The organism is Caviibacterium pharyngocola (assembly GCF_002795405.1).
GTDB lineage: Bacteria > Pseudomonadota > Gammaproteobacteria > Enterobacterales > Pasteurellaceae > Caviibacterium > Caviibacterium pharyngocola.
The window spans coordinates 66,433-87,635 of record NZ_PHGZ01000007.1 but is presented as its reverse complement, the minus strand read 5'-3'; the positions used below and the strand labels follow the sequence as shown (position 1 = coordinate 87,635).

Here is a 21,203-nt window from a genome sequence, read left to right as displayed (position 1 = left end):
ATATTTATTTTTTATTGATAGATTTTATTCATGTTTTGAAGTGATAAATGAGGTTTTGTTCAAGCCATAAAAAAACCTACCGAGCGGTAGGTTTTTAGGATTAATTCAAAAATTATGCGTAGTACATTTCGAATTCGACCGGATGCGGAGTCATATTTAAACGTTCCACTTCTTTACGTTTCATTGCGATGAAGGTATCGATAAATTCTTTACTGAATACGCCGCCTTGAATTAAGAATTCGTAATCTTTTTCAAGGTTGTTTAATGCTTCTTCCAATGAGCTGGAAACGGCAGGGATTTCTTTTAATTCTTCCGGCGGAAGATCGTAAAGGTTTTTATCCATTGCATCGCCCGGATGAATTTTGTTGATGATACCGTCTAAGCCCGCCATTAATAATGCGGAGAAGGCTAAGTACGGGTTCGCCAACGGATCCGGGAAGCGCGCTTCGATACGAATCGCTTTCGGGCTGGTTACTGCAGGGATACGAATAGAAGCGGAACGGTTACTTGCGGAGTAAGCAAGCAATACCGGCGCTTCAAATCCCGGTACCAAACGTTTGTATGAGTTGGTGGACGGGTTGGTGAACGCATTCAACGCTTTCGCGTGTTTAATGATACCGCCGATGTAATAAAGTGCGGTTTCGGAAAGACCGGCATATTTATCCCCTTGGAATAAGTTTTTGCCGTCTTTGCTTAACGACATATTACAGTGCATACCGGAGCCGTTGTCGCCGGTAATCGGTTTCGGCATAAAGCACGCAGTTTTGCCGTGTTCTGCGGCAACGTTTTGCACCACATATTTATAGATTTGGGTTTCGTCCGCTTTTAACACCAATGAATTGAATTTGGTTGCAATTTCATTTTGACCGGCAGTCGCCACTTCGTGGTGGTGCGCTTCGATCACTAAGCCCATTTCTTCCAAGATCAAACACATTTCGGAACGAAGATCGTGTGCGGAATCGTTCGGCGCAACGGCGCAATAACCGCCTTTTTTCAACGGACGATAAGCGTTGTTGCCGCTTTCGTAGCGTTTGTTGGTGTTCCACGCCGCTTCGATATCGTCAACCACATAGGAGTTGCCGTTCATCGAAGAATCGAAACGAACGTCGTCGAATAAGAAGAATTCAGGTTCCGGACCGAAGAATACATTATCGGCAATACCGGTGGAACGCATATAGTTTTCTGCGCGAGTTGCGATTGAACGCGGGTCGCGATCGTAGCTTTGCATTGTGCTCGGCTCATACACGCTACAACGAATGGAAAGGGTCGGAATTTGCGCGAACGGATCGACCACAGCGGTTTCCGGAATCGGCATTAAAAGCATATCCGCTTTATTAATGGCTTTCCAACCTTCAACGGAAGAACCGTCGAACATTTTTCCGTCTTCAAATAAATCTTCATCAACTAAGCTGACCGGTAAAGAAACACCGTGTTCTTTACCTTTGATATTCGTGAAACGGAGAAGAACAAATTTAATATCGTTTTCTTCAATAAGTTTGAATACATTAGCGACGGCGTTTGCGTTTGACATATGTTTAATCCTCTGTATTAAGCTGGTTAAAGTTAAGATGCTGTGTATTATTATAAATCACGGAATTAAAAATAACATATCATTTATAAAAAACAAGTGATTTTTTAAAATTTTTTAAGTTATTTTTGTTTTTAGAAGTTTATTTCTAATAAAATGTTTAAAAAATTAGTTTTTGATCAATAAAAACGGGCTTTTGTGCAACCGAGTCGAATACAAACCGGCGAGCGCGATTATTTAATAGCTCAAAAGAGGAAAAAGTTGTATAATCTGCGACCTTTCGCACACTAATCGTTTAAAATTTCATCTTTTGTCGAATTTGCACCGGTAAACGGGTTAGAAGATTGAATAGGCGTATGCGCGCCGTGACGGATTTATCGCTACAAAAGCGAACGTTTTAAACAAATGAAAAGTGCGGTGGAAATTTTTTATTTTTTACTCAAACCAAGACGATTCAAATGACAGATAAAATTGATATTCAAAAATTGCGTAACATCGCAATCATCGCTCACGTTGACCACGGTAAAACCACCCTTGTGGATAAATTGTTGCAACAATCCGGTACTTTAGAAGCCAGTCGCACCGATGCGGACGAACGCGTAATGGATTCCAACGATTTGGAAAAAGAACGCGGCATTACCATTTTAGCAAAAAACACCGCGATTAACTGGAACGATTACCGCATTAATATTGTGGACACACCGGGACACGCGGACTTCGGCGGCGAAGTGGAACGAGTGCTTTCAATGGTGGATTCCGTATTATTGGTGGTGGACGCTTTTGACGGCCCGATGCCGCAAACTCGTTTCGTGACACAAAAAGCCTTTGCCCACGGTTTAAAACCGATTGTAGTAATCAACAAAGTGGATCGTCCCGGCGCGCGTCCGGATTGGGTTGTGGATCAAGTGTTCGATTTATTCGTCAATCTAGGCGCAACGGACGAGCAATTAGACTTCCCGATTATTTACGCTTCCGCCCTAAACGGCGTTGCCGGTTTGGAACACGAAGAATTGGCGGCGGATATGACCCCGTTATTCGAAGCTATCGTGCAATATGTGGAACCGCCGCAAGTGGAATTGGACGCCCCGTTCCAAATGCAGATTTCACAGTTGGATTACAGCAGCTATGTAGGTGTTATCGGAATCGGTCGCATTAAACGCGGCACGGTGAAACCGAATCAATCCGTCACCGTGATTGACAGTGAAGGCAAAACTCGCAACGGCAAAGTCGGTCAAGTGCTCGGTCATTTAGGTTTGCAACGTTATGAAGAAGATTTGGCGCAAGCGGGCGACATTGTGGCGATTACCGGTTTGGGCGAATTGAATATTTCCGATACGATTTGCGACATCAACAATGTCGAAGCCTTACCGGCATTAAGCGTTGACGAACCGACCGTAACAATGTTCTTCTGCGTAAACACTTCACCGTTCTGCGGCAAAGAAGGTAAATTCGTGACTTCACGCCAAATTTTGGAACGTTTGAATAAAGAATTGGTGCATAACGTGGCGTTACGCGTAGAAGAAACCCAAAATCCGGACGAATTCCGCGTTTCCGGTCGCGGCGAATTACATCTTTCCGTATTAATCGAAAATATGCGCCGTGAAGGATATGAATTGGCGGTATCACGTCCGAAAGTTATCTTCAAAGAAGAAAACGGACACAAACAAGAGCCTTTCGAACAGGTGACCATCGATATTGAAGAACAACATCAAGGTGCGGTAATGGAAGCGTTGGGTATTCGCAAAGGCGAAGTGAAGGATATGATTCCGGACGGCAAAGGCAGAACGCGTTTGGAATATGTGATCCCAAGCCGCGGATTAATCGGTTTCCGTAACGAATTTATGACAATGACATCGGGAACCGGCTTGTTATATTCTACTTTCAGCCACTACGATGACGTTAAACCGGGCGAAATCGGTCAGCGTAAAAACGGCGTATTGATTTCCAACGCAACGGGTAAAGCCCTTGCTTATGCCCTTTGGGGATTACAAGAACGCGGTAAGTTGATGATCGATCACGGCGTGGAAGTGTATGAAGGTCAAATTATCGGTATTCACAGCCGTTCCAACGATTTAACGGTGAACTGTTTGCAAGGTAAAAAATTGACCAATATGCGCGCTTCCGGTAAAGATGACGCCATCCAATTAACCACGCCGATTAAGTTCTCGTTGGAACAGGCTATCGAGTTTATTGATGACGACGAATTGGTTGAAGTGACGCCGAGCTCGATTCGTATCCGTAAAAAATTATTAACGGAAATGGATCGCAAACGGGCGAACCGCACCACAACCAGCACCAGTACGCATTAATTTTCAAAACTCCCGCAATAACGACCGCACTTTTTAAAGTGCGGTCAATTTTTTTCAAGATTCGTCAATTAAATATTTTCCGCTTAGGAACTTTCTTTTCTCCGCCGTCGTCTAAGAGGCACTTATCTTGTTAATTTCTCGGAACATCAATGAAACCTTTTTCTCGTTTTAATTTACGCAGCACCACCCTCATTGCGTTGGTCGCGCTCTATTTCACGGTGGTATTAAATATTGCCTTTTACAATAAAGTGTTGACGCTGCATCCTTTCACCGGACAACCGAGCGATTACTTTTTGCTCACCGTGCCGTTTTTCGTCTTTTTTACCTTAAACGCCGTATTTCAGCTGTTAGCGCTGCCTTTTGTGCATAAAATTTTGATTCCCTTATTGTTAATCATCAGCGCGGCGATCGGCTACAGCGAATTGTTTTTAGACGTATATTTCACCACGGATATGTTGGAAAACGTGCTACAAACCACTCCTGCGGAAAGCTTACGAATGGTGACGTGGCAATATGTGTTGTGGATTACGGTATTCGGCGTTTTGCCCGCCTTATGTTATCTTTGCGTGAAAATAAATTACCGCACTTGGTATAAAGAAATTTTCTATCGCATTGCGGCAATCGTGATTTCCGCCTTGGTGATTTTAGGTATTGCGAAATTGTATTATCAAGATTACGCCTCCTTTGTGCGCAACAACAAACAAGTGCCCAACTTAATTTTACCCTCTAATTTTATCAGTGCGGCGGTGAATGAAGTTAAACGCGTACAAGAAGCCAATCGTCCTTACGAACAAATCGGCTTGGATGCGCAGCAAGCCAAACCGGATCCTTATCGCCATTTCACCGTAATTATCGTCGGCGAAACCACGCGTGCGCAGAACTGGGGATTAAACGGTTATGCGCGTCAAACCACGCCGAAACTGGCGGCGCGCGGCGAGGACGTGATTAATTTTAACAACGTCAACAGTTGCGGTACGGCGACGGCGGTTTCCGTGCCTTGTATGTTCTCCTATTTAACCAAAGATCAATATAACGGATCCAAAGCGGAAAAAATGGATAATTTATTGGACGTGCTGCAACGCGCCGGCGTGAATATTTTCTGGTTGGATAATAACAGCGATTGTAAAGGCGTATGCTTGCGCGTGCCGAACCAAACCATCGATATGAGTATGAAAGATTATTGTACGGACGGCGAATGTTTGGACGAAGTTTTGTTGCGCGATTTTGATAAAATCCTGAATGAATCCGACAAAGATACCGTGTTAGTGTTGCACACGATCGGCAATCACGGCCCGACCTATTACGAACGCTATACGCCGGAATACAGACGTTTCATCCCGACTTGCGATACGAATCAAATTCAAAATTGTTCCAAAGAACAATTAGTGAATACCTATGACAACGGCATTTTATACATTGATAACTTTATTGATACGGTGATCGGTAAATTAGAACATCGAGACGATCTGGAAAGTGCGGTGTATTATGTGTCCGATCACGGCGAATCCTTGGGCGAAAACGGAATGTATTTGCACGGCGCGCCTTATGCCATCGCGCCGGAACAACAAACTCGCGTGCCGATGGTGTTTTGGTTCTCTAACACTTGGAAGAAAAACGAGGGTGTGGATTTAGCTTGTTTACGCGAAAACGCCAAAATGCAAACCTATTCGCACGATAATTTATTCAGCACCGTGATTGGAATGATGGATATGAATTTAAAAACCGACGTTTATCAAAAAGATTTGGATATTTTATCGAGTTGTAAAAAACATTAATAAATAGAACAAGTTAGGCTTTCTATTGGTCTGAAATTCATTAAAAATTTAATGGTATTCTTATAACGAAAGTGCGGTGAAAAATTTAAGTATTTTTCACCGCACTTTTCTTATATCGCGTTCCGATTATTTTTGCGTAAGATAATCTAACACCACTTGATGATGATCGGTGGTTTTGAATTTATCGAAAACCTGCGCAATTTTGCCTTGTTCGTCAATTAAAAAGCTAATGCGGTGAATGCCGTCGAAGGTTCTGCCCATAAATTTCTTTTCGCCCCATACGCCGAATTGCTCCGCAACTTGATGATCTTCATCGGCGAGCAAAGTGAAATTCAAAGCTTTCTTTTCAGTGAAATTCGCTAATTTTTTCGGTGCGTCCGGACTAATACCTAAAATCACCACGCCTAATTTTTCCAATTCGCTTTTGCTGTCGCGCAATCCGCAGGCTTGTGTCGTGCAACCGGGCGTGAGCGCTTTCGGATAAAAATAAACCAACACTTTTTTGCCGGCGAAATTATCGAGGGAAACCGGATTATTGTGTTGATCGAGTAGGGAAAAGTGCGGTGCAATATCGCCGACTTTTAACGTATTCATCATTTATCTCCTTAAAAATTCGGGTTATGGTGAAAAAACTGAAAAAATCACTTGCAAATTAAGGTTATTTTAGCGATCTTAGGGAAAGTTTTTCAAGCGAACTCAACATTGATAACAAAAATAATTCGGAGGTTTTATGACTGCAGGTCGTCCTTTATTTTACGGTAGTATTACCGCATTAATTACCCCAATGAACAGCCACGGCGAAGTGGATTTCGATACCTTAAAAAAACTGGTGGAGTATCACATTGCCGCAGGTACGCACGCGATTGTATCGGTCGGCACGACCGGTGAATCCGCGACGTTAAGTATTGAAGAAAACGTCAAAACGATTTTAAAAACCTTAGAATTCGCCGACGGTCGTATTCCTGTGATTGCCGGTACCGGCGCAAATGCCACCAGCGAAGCCATTACAATGACCAAGTTGCTAAACGATAGTGGCGTCGCCGGTTGTTTATCCGTGGTACCTTATTACAACAAACCGACGCAAGAAGGGATGTATCAACATTTTAAAGCCATTGCCGAATGCACGGATTTACCGCAAATTTTGTATAACGTACCGGGCAGAACCGGTAGCGATATGAAACCGGAAACCGTCGGTCGCTTGGCGCAAATTAAAAATATCGTCGGGATTAAGGAAGCCACAGGCGATGTCAGCCGCGTCGCACAAATCAAAGCCTTGGCGGGCGATGATTTTATTTTCTTGAGCGGCGATGATGCGACCGGCTTGGAAAGTATGAAATTGGGCGGTCAAGGCGTAATTTCCGTCACCAACAACGTCGCGGCGGCGGATATGGCGAAAATGTGTAACTTGGCGTTAGAAGGCAAATTTGACGAAGCCGATGCGATTAACGAGCGCTTAATGGCGTTACACAAAGATTTATTCATCGAATCCAACCCGATTCCGGTGAAATGGGCGGCGTATAAATTAGGCTTAATTCCTGAGCCGGTATTACGTTTGCCGTTGACTACATTAAGCGAAGCGGCGCAGCCGAAAGTGATCGACGCACTGAAAATCGCCGGTTTATTATAATTCGTCCGTTTTTTCGATTGGGGTCTGTCGAGTTATCGCAGACCCTAAACTTTTTGTCGCTTTTGTTGTCCAACTGGCTGAAAAAGTGAATTTTAATAAGAATTGATCTGTGGATCCCTTTTAACTTGAGGATAAATTTATGAAAAAATGGTTATGTACCGCAACAATGTTGACCGTGTTGGCGGCTTGTTCGGCAAGTAATGAAAGCAAGCAACAAGCAAACGATTCTTTTGAGAAAAAAAGCGCGGAACTCCCTGCGTTTGCGCCTTTAGCGACCGGCGGTATTACCTTACCTAAACAAGATCAAACCTATCAATTACCGCAAATTAAAGCGGCACAAAGTCAAAATATCGACATTCGCCCGCCGACAAGTCCTTTGGCAATTATTCCGAATTCCATTGCACAATTTGACGGCGAACGTTCGTTGATTGCTTATCCATTATCTTTGCAAGATGTTTATAATCTCAAACAAGTGGAACGCTTGTTGAAAGAACAAAATATATCTTATAACCTGCAAGGCGAGAAAATTTTGACCGATTGGGCGCCGACGGGTCGTGCCGACGATGTGGGAAATCCGCAAATTCGTTATCAAATCGAACAAATCACTACGCGCGACGCTAGAGCGTTATTGGTTTCCATTGCGCAAATGAAACGGGATGAGATTATTTTCACGCCGACGCAAGCGGACAAACAACGCTATACCTCCGATCGCTTGAATACCTTAGTCGGTGATTTAAATGCCGCCTATCGCAAACAACAAAATGATCTCAATAATGTCGGTTATACGCCGATTCAAACCGCACTGGCGACGGACACCAACGGCAGAACGGCATTAGCGATGAATGCCGGATTTAGTCAATCTTGGGAACGTTTGGCGGGTGCTTTGCCGCAATTAGGCTTCGAAACCAAATCCCAACAAGCGGGACGCGGTTATCGCGAATTAAAATACAGCCCGTTAGAGGATAACGACTGGTTGCGTTTCGGTGTGAATAAACCGGATTTGGAAAAAGGCGTTTATTCAATGCAATTAAGCGCTTTAGGCAAACAAAGTGCGGTGGTTATTTCCGATGAAAAAGGCAACGCCTTATCCGGCGCACAAGCACAAGCCGTTTATCAGGCATTACAAGCGTTATTGGCGAAATAAGGCAGTTGAAATCAATATGTGGGGCGTGTTAAACACGCCCTTTTTATGCCTAAAACAATAAATTGCATAACGATTTTTTGCGCTGATTTATAGAAATTTTGTGAAAAATTTCGCAAAAAAATACCGCACTTTTTCGGATGAAAAGTGCGGTTATTTTTTGTATCGTTTTTATTTATTTTTTCTTCGCATATTTTAATGAGTCGATTGCGACGGCGAAGATAATAATGCTACCTTTGATGATATATTGCCAATACGGGTTGACGCCGATATAGGTTAAACCGTAGTTAATAACCGTGAAGATTAACACACCGGTGACCACACCGATTACGGTTCCGACACCGCCGGCGAAGGACACTCCGCCGACCACGCACGCCGCGATTGCATCCAATTCGTACATAAAGCCGAGGTTGTTCGTCGCACTACCGATACGACCGGCTTCCAACATACCGCCGAAGGCGTAGAACATACCGGCGATCATATAAATCACCACAAGGTTACGAGTGACGTTTACGCCGGATACGCGTGCCGCTTCAGGGTTGCCGCCGATGGCGAAGATATTTTTACCGAAACGGGTTTTGTTCCACAAAATCCACACGAAAATAGAAGCTAACGCCGCATAAATGGTGATATAAGACAGTTTGAAATCGCCTAAACGGAAGAAACCTTGCGCAAAAGTAGAGAAACTTTCATTGAAACCGGCAATCGGTGAAGAACCTACCGCGTCATAGTAAAGCGAGTTAATCCCATAGACGATGATCATCGTACCCATTGTGGCGATAAACGGCGTAACGTTTAAATAAGCGATGACCAAACCGTTAACCAAACCGATAATCGCGCCGATAACACAAACGGTTAAAATGACGACAGGAATCGGAATTTCCGCCAAGTCCGGAAATACGCGGTTCATATTATCCATTGCTTGTAACATTGTTGCGGAAATTACCGCCGCCAAGCCAACCTGACGCCCTGCCGATAAGTCGGTACCTTGTGTGACGAGCAAACCGGCAACACCTAAGGCAATAATTAAGCGCACGGAAGATTGGGTTAAAATGTTACTGAAGTTTCTTAAACTCAAGAAACTCGGATCTTGGAGGATAATAATGCCAAGTAAGATCAACAATACAAAGTAAATGGCATTTTGTTTCAGGAAATCAAGCGATTTGTTTTGTTTTAAAGCAGACATAATACATTTCCTTTTTCAACTATAAATATTTTGCCGCAAGTTGCAAAATTTCTTCTTGTGAGGTTTTCGCCGTTTCAACGATTCCCGCCACACGTCCGTTACTCATTACTAAAATTCGGTCGGTTACACCTAATAATTCCGGCATTTCCGATGAAATCATAATAATGCCCTTATCTTTTTTCGCCAATTCCATAATTAATTGATAAATCTCGTATTTTGCACCGATGTCAATCCCACGGGTCGGCTCGTCGAGCATTAAAATTTCAGGTTGAGTAAGTAACCAGCGACCGATGACGACTTTTTGTTGATTCCCGCCGGATAAGGAACCGATAGTGGTTTTATGCGACGGCGTTTTCACGTTCATTGAATCGATCACCCATTGGGTGTCGCTTTTCATTTTTGCGCTACTGAGCAAACCGAAACGACCCAAATAGGATTTCATATTGGAAATCAATGAGTTAAATTCAATGTTCAAATTCGAATAAATGCCGGTCGAACGGCGTTCTTCGGTCACTAAGGCGAAACCGTTATTAATGGCTTCAAGTGCGGTGTGATTTCGCATAATTTTGCCGTTTAACTTCACCGTGCCGCTTTTGCGTTCGCGTACACCGAAAATGGTTTCGACAATATCCGTCCGTTTAGCACCGACCAAGCCCGCAATGCCGAGAATTTCGCCTTTGCGCAATTCGAAGCTGACGTCTTTAATAGACGGTTGATTCAGCGCGGTGAGATTTTCCACCTCAAGAATCACTTCTTTCGGTTCATTGCTTTTCGGTGGGAAACGCTGAGTTAATTCGCGTCCGACCATCATCGCCACAATGCTGTCCATTGTGGAATCTTTCACCGCCACGGTGTTGATCCATTTGCCGTCGCGCAGAATGGTAATTTCATCACAAATTTTGAAAATTTCGTCCATTTTGTGCGAAATATAAATAATGCCGCAACCGCGATCTTTGAGTTTGGCGATAATTTTAAACAAATGTTCGACTTCTTTTTCCGAGAGAGAGGACGTCGGTTCGTCCATAATCACAATTTTCGCGTGATAGGAAAAGGCTTTGGCGATTTCGATCATTTGCATTTGCGATACGGATAAATTCGCTACTTTTTCGCGCGGATCGATGTCGATGTCCAATTCGTCGAAAATGGCTTTGGTGTCGTTATACATTTTCGTGTGATCGACGAAAATGCCTTTTAACGGATAACGACCCAACCACAAATTATCCATTACGTTACGTTGGCGCACTAAATTTAATTCTTGGTGAACCATTGAAATCCCGTTTTCCAAGGCTTCTTTAGACGTTTTAAAATTAACCGGTTTGTCTAAAAAAAGAATTTCGCCTTCATCTTTTGCATAGATTCCGAATAAACATTTGAGTAGTGTCGATTTGCCCGCGCCGTTTTCACCCATTAAAGCGTGCACCGAATGAGAACGCACCGTTAAATTGGCTTTGTCTAAGGCTTTGACACCGGGAAAGGATTTGCTGACATTTGTCATCGTGAGCAGCACTTGGCTGTCTTGATTTTGAATTTGCGCTGTCATATCCAACCTCACAGAAAAGGGGAGACGAAGCTCCCCTAAGGATTACAACAATTATTTTAAAAATTCGCTTAAATTATCCGCGTCAACACCAACGTAAGGAATACGCACGACGCGTTCTTCCAATTTCCAGTTTGTGCCTTCGGTCGCCGGTTTGCCTGCGGCGAGGTTGTTGGATAACTGTACCACGGCTTTACCTTGGTTCACACCGTCGTTCAATACCGTACCGGCAATTTCGCCTTTCTTAATTAATTGAAGCACTTCAGGCAAGGCATCCACACCGAAAATCGGTAATTTTTTACCGTGCGCTTTTGCCGCTTCCAACGCACCCATCGCCATACCGTCGTTATTGGCGATAATCACTTCGATGTCGTTTGCTTTCGAGCTGGATAACCAAGCATCCACTTTATCTTTTGCCAACGCCGCATCCCACATACCGGTATCGATAAATAATTGATCAGTTTGAATACCTTGACGATTTAATTCTTCGATAACATATTTGGTACGCGCTTCCGCATCCGGATGACCCGGTTCACCTTTTAACAAGACATATTGAATTTTACCGTCTTTATTTAAGTCGTAAGCGGCATTCGCTTTCCAATGTTTCGCGATCAAATCCCCTTGAATTACGCCGGATTCTTTCGGATCGGTACCCACATAGTAAGCGTCTTTATAGCTTGCAATCGCTTTATCACCCGGATCTTTATTAAAGAACACCACAGGAATTTCTTCCGGTTTGGCTTTGCTGATCACAGTCGGCGCAGCGGCAGGGTCAACCAAGTTGATCGCCAAAGCTTTCACGCCTTTGGAAATTAACACGTCCACTTGGTCGTTTTGCACGGATTGAGCGTTTTGCGAGTCGTTCATCAGCAATTCGACGTCTTTAAACTGTTTCGCTTCTTTTTCGATTTCTTGACGCATTAAAGCCATAAAGTTATCGTCGTATTTGTAAATGGTTACACCGATACGAGTAGCCGCTTGCGCTGCTGTTGCGGCAACACCGAGACCCACTGCTAAAGCCACTGCATTTAATACTGTTTTTTTCATAAAAACGCTCCTTGAGTGCATTGATAGTTGAGCGATATGCTTGGGATAAAGCCATATCGAGTTAAATTGCGCTAGAGAATATCGAAAAAAAAATGCGAAGACTGTGATCCCTCTCACATTTATGAAAACGATTACAAATGAATGCGCAAAAATGCAATGGAGATCACAAATTAAAGAAAATTTTCCGTTGAAAAACGACGCACTAAAGTGGGATTAAACTGAATGTGTACGGGTTTTTTCACTTTATTATCCACTAAACTTAATGCCAAATTTGCCGCATAAGTTGCCATTAAATCAATAGGATAGCGAATCGTTGTGAGTTTCGGGATCAAATAGCGAGCAATGGGCATATCGTCAAACCCGATGATCGAAAATTGTTTCGGCACGTTGATGTTGTTTTCATTCAACACCGAAATCGCGCCCGCCGCCATACTGTCGTTATAGGCGACCACGGCGGTTAAATCGGAATTATAACTGAGCAGATTGATCATCGCTTCCTCGCCGCCTTCGAAATCCGGCGAACTGTGGGCGATAAAATGCTCGGAAACGGGAATGTGATAATGTTCAAGTGCGGTCAAATAACCTTTAATTCTTTCCGTTTCATCGGTAATCTGATGATTCGAACCGATATAGCCGATATGTTTATGTCCGAGCCGAATCAAGGTTTCAGTGGCTAAAAAAGTGCCTTTTTTGTTATCCAAACTGACACAACGATTTTCATAACCTTGTACCACGCGATTGATGATCACCATACCTGAAATGCGCGCTAGATAGCCGCGCAATTCATCGTCGCTTAAGGCTTTGGAATGCACCACCAAACAGCTGCAACGCTTGCGCAATAAGGTATCAATGGCTTTTCGTTCTTTTTCTGCATTATGGTAGCCGATACCGATGAGAATGGTTTTTTGATGAGTTTCCGCCACTTTATCCACCGCTTTCACCAAAATGGCGAAAAACGGATCCGTCACGTCGGTCACTACAACACCGATGGTTTCACTGGTTTGCGAGGCGAGGGCTTGCGCGTTGGCATTCGGGTGATAACCTAATTTTTCCACCGCACTTTGCACCGCAAGACGGGCTTTTTCACTGGAAGAAGGATGATTATTCAGCACACGGGAAACCGTGGCAACGGAAACGCCGGCTTGTTCGGCAACTTCACGAATTGTAATCATTAAATCCTCCGGCGGTCAAAATCAGTCTGTTCATCATATAGAAAAACGGATAAATTTGAAAACGGTTACTTTTAAAAATGAAACCCATATCACAAAAAAAGGCTATTTTTCATTAGATTTGTGATCCGGTTAATAGTTTATTTTTTTGTATCTGCTATCTTATAGCGAAATTAAAATGTAATCGCTTTCATCGAAAATGTCATTTTCAAAGATGATCAAAATTAAAATCATCGTGCCGGATGAAAAGAAGATTTTTACGTTTGCACGCATAGCAAGGAGTTTATTTATGCTAAGAATTTCACGCGCCGGCAGCGCACCCGACGGCTTGCCTTTTCAACAGTTTTGTTTAACTAACGGGCGAGGGATGAAAATTCGTCTCACGGATTGGGGCGCTACTTGGATTTCTTGCAAAGTACCAACGGAAAAGGGCTTGCAAGAAGTATTATTGAGTTGCGCCTTGCAAGATTATCCGAAACAAGGTGCGTTTTTGGGGGCTACCGTAGGGCGTTATGCCAACCGTATCGCAAACGGGCGTTTTCGTTTAAACGGCAAAACCGTTAATCTGACCAAAAATCAGGGAAAACACCAGCTGCACGGCGGAAACGGTTTTGACAAAGTGCGTTGGCAAGTGGAAAAGTGCGGTGATAATTTTGTTTGTTTTTCTCATTTCTCGCCGCACGGCGATCAGGGTTTCGAAGGCAATGTGCAAGCCAAAGTGACCTATCGTTTAACGGAAGAAAACGGCGTCGAAATTACCTTTGAAGCGCAAACGGATCAAGATACGCCGCTAAATTTAACCAATCACGCCTATTTTAATTTGGTCGATGCCGAAACGGGCGCGGATGTTCGTCAGCATCATTTGCAATTAAACGCCGATTATTTCTTGCCGGTTGATCGCGAAGGGATTCCGAGTTCGCCGTTGAAAGCCGTTGCCGATACCGCCTTTGATTTCACTAAGGCGAAAGCCATCGCGCGTGATTTTTTACAACAAGAACAATGCCTGACCAAAGGTTATGATCATTCGTTTTTATTGCGTCGCGGCGAGGAAAAACCTTGCGCAATTTTGACCGCACTTGACAGCCCGATTCGTTTGGAAATGTTCACCACACAACCGGCGCTACAGGTTTATACCGGCAATTATTTAGCCGGCACGCCAAACGCGAAAGGCGGGCGTTATGCCGATTACGCCGGCATTGCTTTGGAAGCGCAAAGTTTGCCGGATACACCGAATCATCCCGAATGGTATCGTTTCGGCGGCATTACTCAAGCCGGTAAGCCGTATTTTCATCGCACGGTTTATCGGTTTGCATAAAACCGTGCCGCGAATGCCTCCGTGTTTCGGAGGCTTTTTTGTTTTGCGGTTGAAGGAAAAATGTGATAATTTCCTCGGTCAATAAGACGGTAATTTTTAATCCATATGAACAACGAAGAACATCTAACTCAACCGGACGGTTTAGCCAAAAAAAGTTTTTTTCAATCGCTATTCGGGCGTTTTTTTCAGGGCGAACTGAAAAATCGCGAAGAATTGGTGGAAGTGATCCGAGATTCCGAACAAAACGAACTGATCGATCAAGATACGCGCGAAATGATTGAAGGCGTAATGGAAATCGCCGAATTGCGCGTGCGCGACATTATGATCCCGCGTTCGCAAATTATTTTTATTGAAACGGAACAAAACTTGGATTCTTGCCTTGAAACGATCATCGAAAGCGCGCACTCGCGTTTTCCGGTGGTGACCGACGAACGTGACAATATCGCCGGTATTCTGCACGCCAAAGATTTGTTGAAATTCTTACGTTCCAATGCGGAAGAATTTAATTTATTGCCGTTGCTTCGTCCAGCCGTAATCGTGCCGGAAAGTAAACGGGTGGACAGAATGTTGAAAGATTTCCGTTCCGAACGTTTTCATATGGCGATTGTGGTGGACGAATTCGGCGCGGTGTCAGGTTTGGTAACGATCGAAGATATTTTAGAGCAAATCGTCGGCGATATTGAAGACGAATTTGATGAAGAAGATGTTGCCGATATTCGCCAACTTTCGCGTCACACTTATGCGGTGCGCGCCTTAACGGATATCGAAGATTTTAATCAGCATTTTAATGTGAATTTTGCCGACGAAGAAGTGGATACCGTCGGCGGCGTGGTAATGCAAGCTTTCGGCTATTTGCCGAAACGCGGTGAGGAGATTACGCTGGAAAATCTGCATTTTAAAGTTACGTCCGCCGACAGCCGTCGGATTATTCAATTACGCGTCACCGTGCCGGACGAACAACTCGCCGAGATTGAAAAAACGGAAGACGAAACGGAATCGGTGTAACGGAAAATTATTTAAATGAACGCGTATTTAACTTATCTCGTCGCCGCATTATTCGGTGCGTCTGGCGTGCTGGCGTTTTCGCCTTTTGATTTGTGGGGTTTTGCCTACGTTTCGCTTTTCGGTTTGATTTGGATTGCAAAAAATCCGCGTAAAAAGACCGCACTTTGCGGCGCATTTTTCTGGGGCGTTGCATTTTTCAGTTTAGGCGTCAGCTGGTTGAACGTGAGTATTCACCAATTCGGCGGCGCGCCTTTAGTTGTCAGCTATTTGTTAGTCGTATTACTTGCGGCATATTTGTCGCTGTATCCGGTGCTATTCGCCTATTTTATTCAACGTTTCAACGTTAACGGTTTAATTGTGTTCCCGATCCTTTGGACGTTGACTGAATTTTTGCGCGGTTGGGTATTCACCGGTTTTCCTTGGTTGCAATTCGGCTATACTCAAATCGACAGTCCTTTTGCCGGCATTGCGCCGATTTTCGGTGTGGAAGGACTCACATTCTTCGTAATGTGGGCAAGTGCGGTGTTTTTTAGCCTTGTTTCCGCATTGTTTAAACGCCCTCGCAAGTTTAATGTCGCGATTGCACACGGCTTATTGTTATTGATTGTCGGCGGATTGAGTAGCCTTTCTTCTTCATTAAATTTCGTTAAAGAAGTGGAAGAAAAAGGGCTTAACATCACGTTGGCGCAAGGTAATATCGAACAAAATCTAAAATGGGATCCGGATTATCTGTATCAAACCTTGGATATTTACAGCCGATTAATCGGACAATATTTAGGCAAAACGGATTTGATTATTTTGCCCGAAGCGGCATTGCCGACCTTGGAAAATCATATTCAACCTTTCCTCGAACAACTTAATCAAGCCGCCGAACAACAAAGTACGGAAGTGATTATCGGCACGGTTTATCGCGACGAACAACAGGGAAAATTACTCAACTCGATTATTGATCTTGGTGATCCCGCACAGCCGTATCAACCGAACACGCCGAACCGCTATAGCAAATCGCATTTAGTGCCTTTCGGCGAATATGTGCCGCTAGAAAACTTGTTGCGCCCGTTAGGTTCGGTATTTAATTTACCGATGTCCGCGTTTCAAGCGGGCGACGATATTCAACCGCCTTTCAGCGCAAAAGCGCGACGTTTCACTCCGGCAATTTGCTACGAAATTATTTTCGGCGCGCAACTGCAACGCAATATTACGCCGCAAACGGATTTTCTTCTAACGATTTCCAACGACGCGTGGTTCGGCGACAGTATCGGACCTTGGCAACATTTGCAAATGGCGAGAATGCGAGCCTTAGAATTCGGCAAACCCTTGATCCGCGCCACGAATACGGGCATTTCCGTATTTATCGACGCCAAAGGGCGTATTATTGCCCAAGCGCCGCAATTCGTCGAAACCACACTCACGCAGCACATCATCCCGACGCAAGGCAAAACGCCTTATGCCGCTTTGGGATCCGCGCCGCTGTATTTAATAAGCGCCATATTGATATTGCTGCGCAGCCTCGGCGCATTAATCAAACGCCGATTGCTAAAAAGTGCGGTGTAAATCGAAGGAATTTTGCCAAAACAAAAACACCAAGCCGAACGACTTGGTGTTTTTCATAGAAACCGATTAACGGCTACGGAAGATAATACGACCTTTGCTTAAATCATAAGGTGTCATTTCAACTGTCACTTTATCACCGGTCAAAATACGAATATAGTTTTTGCGCATTTTGCCCGAAATATGCGCAGTAACAACGTGACCGTTTTCCAACTCAACGCGAAACATCGTGTTCGGCAAGGTTTCCAAAATCGTACCTTGCATTTCAATACAATCTTCTTTAGCCATTCATTCCTCTAAATTTTGGGTTAATCAATCAAAAAACGAACGGATTATACTCGTTAAAAGCAAAATCTAAAAGGATTTTGTGCATTTAGTATGGGAGATAACGCTAAGTCATTGATGATAAGAATTTTTATTTAGATTCCAGTTTGTAAATTTATGCAATTAAATTTGTCTTTATCAGCCCGAATCGCTACAATATTAGAAGTTTTTTAATCATTTTTAGCCCTCTAGCAAAAGGTCATTTATCGTATGTCAAATACCCAAATTCACACCGCTAAAGAAGACGGTGAGATTGATTTAATCGAATTATTTTCGGTTCTGTGGAAAAAGAAACTTTGGATCATCCTCTCCGCCTTTGTTTTCACCGCATTAGCCGGTGCTTATGCCTTTACGGCGAAAGAACAGTGGACGTCTAAAACGGAAGTTATTGCGCCTAAATTAGAAGACCTTGGCGATTATTTTAGCATTCGCAAAGAATACGCACGGATTTTAGGTGGTGAATTTGATCTTGGGGCATTTTCAAACGGTTTATTCGGAAAATTTAATTTATATACCGAATCTCTAGATAAAAGACGTGAATTTTTCGAACAATCCGATTTATATAAACAATTAAGTGAAAGTGCATCTGAACAAGAGAAAATTAAAACTTTATCCGATCTGATTACCAAAAATATCACCATTACAAAACCGGATCCGAAAAAAGAACCTGATTTAATTGGACGACGCATTAGCTTTTTTGCCGAAACCCCAATCTCGGCACAAGAGACCTTGAATCAATTTGTTCTTTTTAACAGTCAACTTGCTTATCAAGAAGATGTTAATGATTTCTTAATCGCTTTTAATGAACAAATCGAAGATTTGAAATATGAGAAAAGCAAATTCGAACGTGATTTAAAAATTCAAAAAACAGTTCAGTTGGATAATTTGCAAAAAGCATTAAGTATTGCGAAAGAAGCAGGAATTAAAGAATATACTAAGTCCTTTAATTCTACAAACGAGGCTGTCTTACAAGGAGTCGCTTTAAACGATGCCAAAATCCCATTGTCTGATTCAAAATTGAGCGACAGTACATATCTATTTATGCTTGGAGAAAAATATCTGAAAGCACAAATTGATGTAGTTTCTCAAACGGATATCGTTTACCCGCCGAGATATTATGTGGTTACGGAGTTACTTTCAGAATTGGAACCATTGTTGGAAAAAACAAAAACAGCTAAGGCACAAGCGTTCAGCTATCAGGCATCGCCGGATTATCCTGTGGTGAAGGATAAGCCTAAGCGGGTAATTATTTTAGTAATTGGTTTTTTGATTGGAATGTTATTAATGATCGCCTATTTATATAGTGTCAGATTGTTTAAAAAGGATTGATTTATGAAAAAAGTGAATATCGGATTACTTGGCGCATTAGTAAATAGTACTAATTTAGGATGCTGCGCCTTAACTTATGGAGCAATTAGTTTATTAGAGAATTTATCTAAAAAACTAGGATGTGAATTTCATTATACCATATTTGAATGGTTTCCTAATGAAAATAAGTTAAGTCAACTATCTCAATCTTTAAATGTACCGCTAGAAAGATTAAATAATGTCAAAACCGGTAAATGGCTTAGATTTTATAAATTCCAAGAAAATCAATTAGCCTTACAAGAGATAAAAAAGTGTGATGTTGTCATATCTATTACTCAAGGTGATAGTTTTTCCGATATTTATGGAATTAAACATTTTTTGTCTTGTTGGGCTGAGCAGAATATTGTTTTAAAAGAAAATATTCCACTAATTTTGGGACCGCAAACATATGGTCCGTATAATTCTTGGATAGCTAAGAAACTAGCTAAAAAAGTTATCAATAATGCCGATGCGGTATTTACTCGAGATTCTATGTCGGCAGAGTACTTAAAATCTCTTGGTGTAAATAGAATCGTTCATACTGTAACTGACTTTGCTTTTGCAATGGGATATAAAAAAACAGTATTAAATAATGATAATTTAAATGTGGGGTTGAATATCTCAGGCTTATTGTGGCCTGAAAAAACAGAAGCTACAAATACTACGTTCAAATTAAAATGTGATTATGAGGTTTTAATTAATCGTATTATTGAACATTTATCAGTACGGAATGCGAATATTTATCTTATCTCTCATGTAGATGAAGATTATCAAGTTTGTAAAAAAATATTTGAGAAATATCCAAACACAGTTTGTGTAGATAAGTTTAATACTCCAATCGAGGCAAAATCATTTATTTCTGGACTTGATTTGTTTTTAGGTTCTAGAATGCACGCTACGATAGCGGCATTTTCGTCTGGTATTCCGCTTATTCCTATTAGTTATAGTCGAAAATTTGCAGGTCTATTTAATGATTTAGATTATAAAATTGGAGTAGATTTAAGAAATACTGACACAGAATCAGCGACAGAAGCTACTATCTCATATATAGATAATATTCAAAATCTAAGAGAGGCAATATCAAATAGCAAATCAACGTTAATGCAAAAATATAATTCTCTTATAGAAAACCTTGAAACGGAGTTACAAAGGGTCATTAAATAATGAATCATAAAAATGTAGATTTGTATAAAGAATATTGCACTGGTTGTGGGCTATGTTCGTCTATTTTAAACGTACAATTTGAGAAGGACGAAAAGGGGTTTTCTTGGCCGATTTTGTCTGATAATGAAAAGGAATTCTGCGAGAAAGTTTGCCCGGCTGGAGGGAATGCATATAGTGACTACACCTCTCCTTGGGGGAAATATATAAATCTATATGAAAGTTGGGCGAATGATTTTGATATTAGAAATAAAGCATCCAGTGGTGGAACACTAACGGCACTTTGTTGCTATTTGTTAGAACACAAATTAGTAGATGGTATTATACAAACAAAGGCATCTTCACAGGTTGTTTATGAGACAGAAACAGTGATAAGTACAACTATTGAAGAAGTCAAAGCCTGTATGGGATCTAGGTATAGTATTTCTTCTCCATTGAAAAATATTAAGCAGATTGTCGAAAATGGAAAGATTTACGCTTTCGTTGGAAAACCTTGTGACGTAGCTTCTTTAAGAGCTTATTTAGCATTAGATCCTAAATTAGAAGCTCAAATTAAATATTTATTATCTTTTTTCTGCGCAGGGGAACCTAGCGATATTGCACAAACTAAATTGCTCAATACATTAAACTGTAATGAGGCAACAGATTGTATATCATTACAATATCGCGGAAACGGCTGGCCCGGGGAAGCGATCGCTATAAAAACCGACTATTCTTCAAAATCTATCTCTTATGATGATTCTTGGGGAAAAATTTTAGGTCGAGATGTTCGTCACATTTGTCGTTTTTGTATGGATGGTATAGGTGAATCAGCTGATGTTTCTTGTGGTGATTTATGGCATCTAACTCCGGATAATAAACCGAATTTTTCTGAGGCTTTAGGACGTAATATGTCTTTTGCGAGGACACAAAAAGGAGAAGAACTCATGCAACAGGCAACTAAAGCTGGTTATATTGCATCAGATATTACTAACGAGGAACAATTAAAGTTTGTTCAAACATATCAATATACCAGACGGGCGACAATGTATGCTAAATTAATGGCTATGAAACTAATGAGAAGAAATACGCCTGATTATAATGTTGAAAAAATGAAGAGAATGTCTCGTTTAGTTAATCTAAAAACTCAAGTTAGAACTGCATTAGGCATTTTGAAAAGAATATATAATAAGAAGATTTAA

The 21,203-nt window shown here is 42.1% G+C and carries 17 protein-coding genes; 10 read left to right on the top strand and 7 right to left on the bottom strand.

What is annotated here, in order from left to right; translation table 11 throughout:
- Nucleotides 1-112: 112 nt before the first annotated feature.
- Nucleotides 113-1,531: a glutamate--ammonia ligase gene (gene glnA, locus CVP04_RS03930; RefSeq protein WP_100296217.1), complete on the bottom strand. Its 1,419-nt coding sequence runs from the start codon at nucleotides 1,529-1,531 to the stop codon at nucleotides 113-115.
- 455 nt (nucleotides 1,532-1,986) lie between these two features.
- Here glnA and typA point away from each other — a divergent pair, with 455 nt between their 5' ends.
- Nucleotides 1,987-3,837, top strand: coding sequence for a translational GTPase TypA (typA, locus tag CVP04_RS03925; RefSeq protein ID WP_100296216.1), 1,851 nt, complete (start codon nucleotides 1,987-1,989; stop codon nucleotides 3,835-3,837).
- A 149-nt stretch (nucleotides 3,838-3,986) separates the two neighbouring features.
- Nucleotides 3,987-5,612 carry a phosphoethanolamine transferase gene (locus tag CVP04_RS03920; protein WP_100296215.1) on the top strand — a complete coding sequence of 542 codons (1,626 nt, stop codon included), beginning with the start codon at nucleotides 3,987-3,989 and terminating at the stop codon, nucleotides 5,610-5,612.
- Between the two features lie 126 nt (nucleotides 5,613-5,738).
- Here the strand turns inward: CVP04_RS03920 and bcp are convergent, their stop codons facing one another.
- Nucleotides 5,739-6,206, bottom strand: coding sequence for a thioredoxin-dependent thiol peroxidase (gene bcp / locus CVP04_RS03915; protein WP_100296214.1), 468 nt, complete (start codon nucleotides 6,204-6,206; stop codon nucleotides 5,739-5,741).
- Nucleotides 6,207-6,342: 136 nt separating this feature from the next.
- Here bcp and dapA point away from each other — a divergent pair, with 136 nt between their 5' ends.
- Entirely contained in the window at nucleotides 6,343-7,239 is an 897-nt protein-coding gene (dapA, locus tag CVP04_RS03910; protein ID WP_100296213.1) for a 4-hydroxy-tetrahydrodipicolinate synthase, read from the top strand.
- A 139-nt stretch (nucleotides 7,240-7,378) separates the two neighbouring features.
- Nucleotides 7,379-8,383: an outer membrane protein assembly factor BamC gene (bamC, locus tag CVP04_RS03905; protein WP_100296212.1), complete on the top strand. Its 1,005-nt coding sequence runs from the start codon at nucleotides 7,379-7,381 to the stop codon at nucleotides 8,381-8,383.
- Nucleotides 8,384-8,555: 172 nt separating this feature from the next.
- Here bamC and mglC read toward each other — a convergent pair whose 3' ends face one another.
- The 4 genes from mglC to CVP04_RS03885 all read right to left on the bottom strand — a co-directional run bounded on the left by mglC (nucleotide 8,556) and on the right by CVP04_RS03885 (nucleotide 13,322).
- Complete coding sequence (gene mglC / locus CVP04_RS03900) at nucleotides 8,556-9,566, bottom strand: galactose/methyl galactoside ABC transporter permease MglC (protein WP_100296211.1); 1,011 nt, start codon at nucleotides 9,564-9,566, stop codon at nucleotides 8,556-8,558.
- A 19-nt stretch (nucleotides 9,567-9,585) separates the two neighbouring features.
- Nucleotides 9,586-11,106 (bottom strand): galactose/methyl galactoside ABC transporter ATP-binding protein MglA, encoded by a 1,521-nt coding sequence (mglA, locus tag CVP04_RS03895; protein WP_100296210.1) that lies wholly within the window; start codon nucleotides 11,104-11,106, stop codon nucleotides 9,586-9,588.
- 51 nt (nucleotides 11,107-11,157) lie between these two features.
- Nucleotides 11,158-12,150 (bottom strand): galactose/glucose ABC transporter substrate-binding protein MglB, encoded by a 993-nt coding sequence (gene mglB, locus CVP04_RS03890; RefSeq protein ID WP_100296209.1) that lies wholly within the window; start codon nucleotides 12,148-12,150, stop codon nucleotides 11,158-11,160.
- A 170-nt stretch (nucleotides 12,151-12,320) separates the two neighbouring features.
- Nucleotides 12,321-13,322: a substrate-binding domain-containing protein gene (locus CVP04_RS03885; RefSeq protein WP_100296208.1), complete on the bottom strand. Its 1,002-nt coding sequence runs from the start codon at nucleotides 13,320-13,322 to the stop codon at nucleotides 12,321-12,323.
- A 286-nt stretch (nucleotides 13,323-13,608) separates the two neighbouring features.
- On the opposite strand from CVP04_RS03885, the gene galM reads away from it, so the two are divergent.
- From galM to lnt, 3 genes are all read left to right on the top strand, one after another.
- Nucleotides 13,609-14,634 (top strand): galactose-1-epimerase, encoded by a 1,026-nt coding sequence (gene galM / locus CVP04_RS03880; protein ID WP_100296207.1) that lies wholly within the window; start codon nucleotides 13,609-13,611, stop codon nucleotides 14,632-14,634.
- 105 nt (nucleotides 14,635-14,739) lie between these two features.
- The gene (gene corC, locus CVP04_RS03875) at nucleotides 14,740-15,639 is read left to right on the top strand and encodes a CNNM family magnesium/cobalt transport protein CorC (protein WP_100296206.1); all 900 of its coding nucleotides are present in this window, start codon (nucleotides 14,740-14,742) and stop codon (nucleotides 15,637-15,639) included.
- 15 nt (nucleotides 15,640-15,654) lie between these two features.
- Complete coding sequence (lnt, locus tag CVP04_RS03870; protein ID WP_100296205.1) at nucleotides 15,655-17,193, top strand: apolipoprotein N-acyltransferase; 1,539 nt, start codon at nucleotides 15,655-15,657, stop codon at nucleotides 17,191-17,193.
- Nucleotides 17,194-17,259: 66 nt separating this feature from the next.
- On the opposite strand, the gene infA is transcribed toward lnt, so the two are convergent.
- Nucleotides 17,260-17,478 carry a translation initiation factor IF-1 gene (gene infA, locus CVP04_RS03865; RefSeq protein ID WP_005627617.1) on the bottom strand — a complete coding sequence of 73 codons (219 nt, stop codon included), beginning with the start codon at nucleotides 17,476-17,478 and terminating at the stop codon, nucleotides 17,260-17,262.
- A 246-nt stretch (nucleotides 17,479-17,724) separates the two neighbouring features.
- On the opposite strand from infA, the gene CVP04_RS03860 reads away from it, so the two are divergent.
- From CVP04_RS03860 to CVP04_RS03850, 3 genes are read left to right on the top strand one after another with little or no spacing between them, the layout of a single operon-like run.
- The gene (locus tag CVP04_RS03860) at nucleotides 17,725-18,843 is read left to right on the top strand and encodes an LPS O-antigen chain length determinant protein WzzB (RefSeq protein ID WP_100296204.1); all 1,119 of its coding nucleotides are present in this window, start codon (nucleotides 17,725-17,727) and stop codon (nucleotides 18,841-18,843) included.
- Between the two features lie 3 nt (nucleotides 18,844-18,846).
- Nucleotides 18,847-20,025: a polysaccharide pyruvyl transferase family protein gene (locus tag CVP04_RS03855; RefSeq protein WP_100296203.1), complete on the top strand. Its 1,179-nt coding sequence runs from the start codon at nucleotides 18,847-18,849 to the stop codon at nucleotides 20,023-20,025.
- Nucleotides 20,025-21,203, top strand: coding sequence for a Coenzyme F420 hydrogenase/dehydrogenase, beta subunit C-terminal domain (locus CVP04_RS03850; RefSeq protein ID WP_100296202.1), 1,179 nt, complete (start codon nucleotides 20,025-20,027; stop codon nucleotides 21,201-21,203). Before CVP04_RS03855 ends, CVP04_RS03850 begins: the two co-directional genes overlap by 1 nt.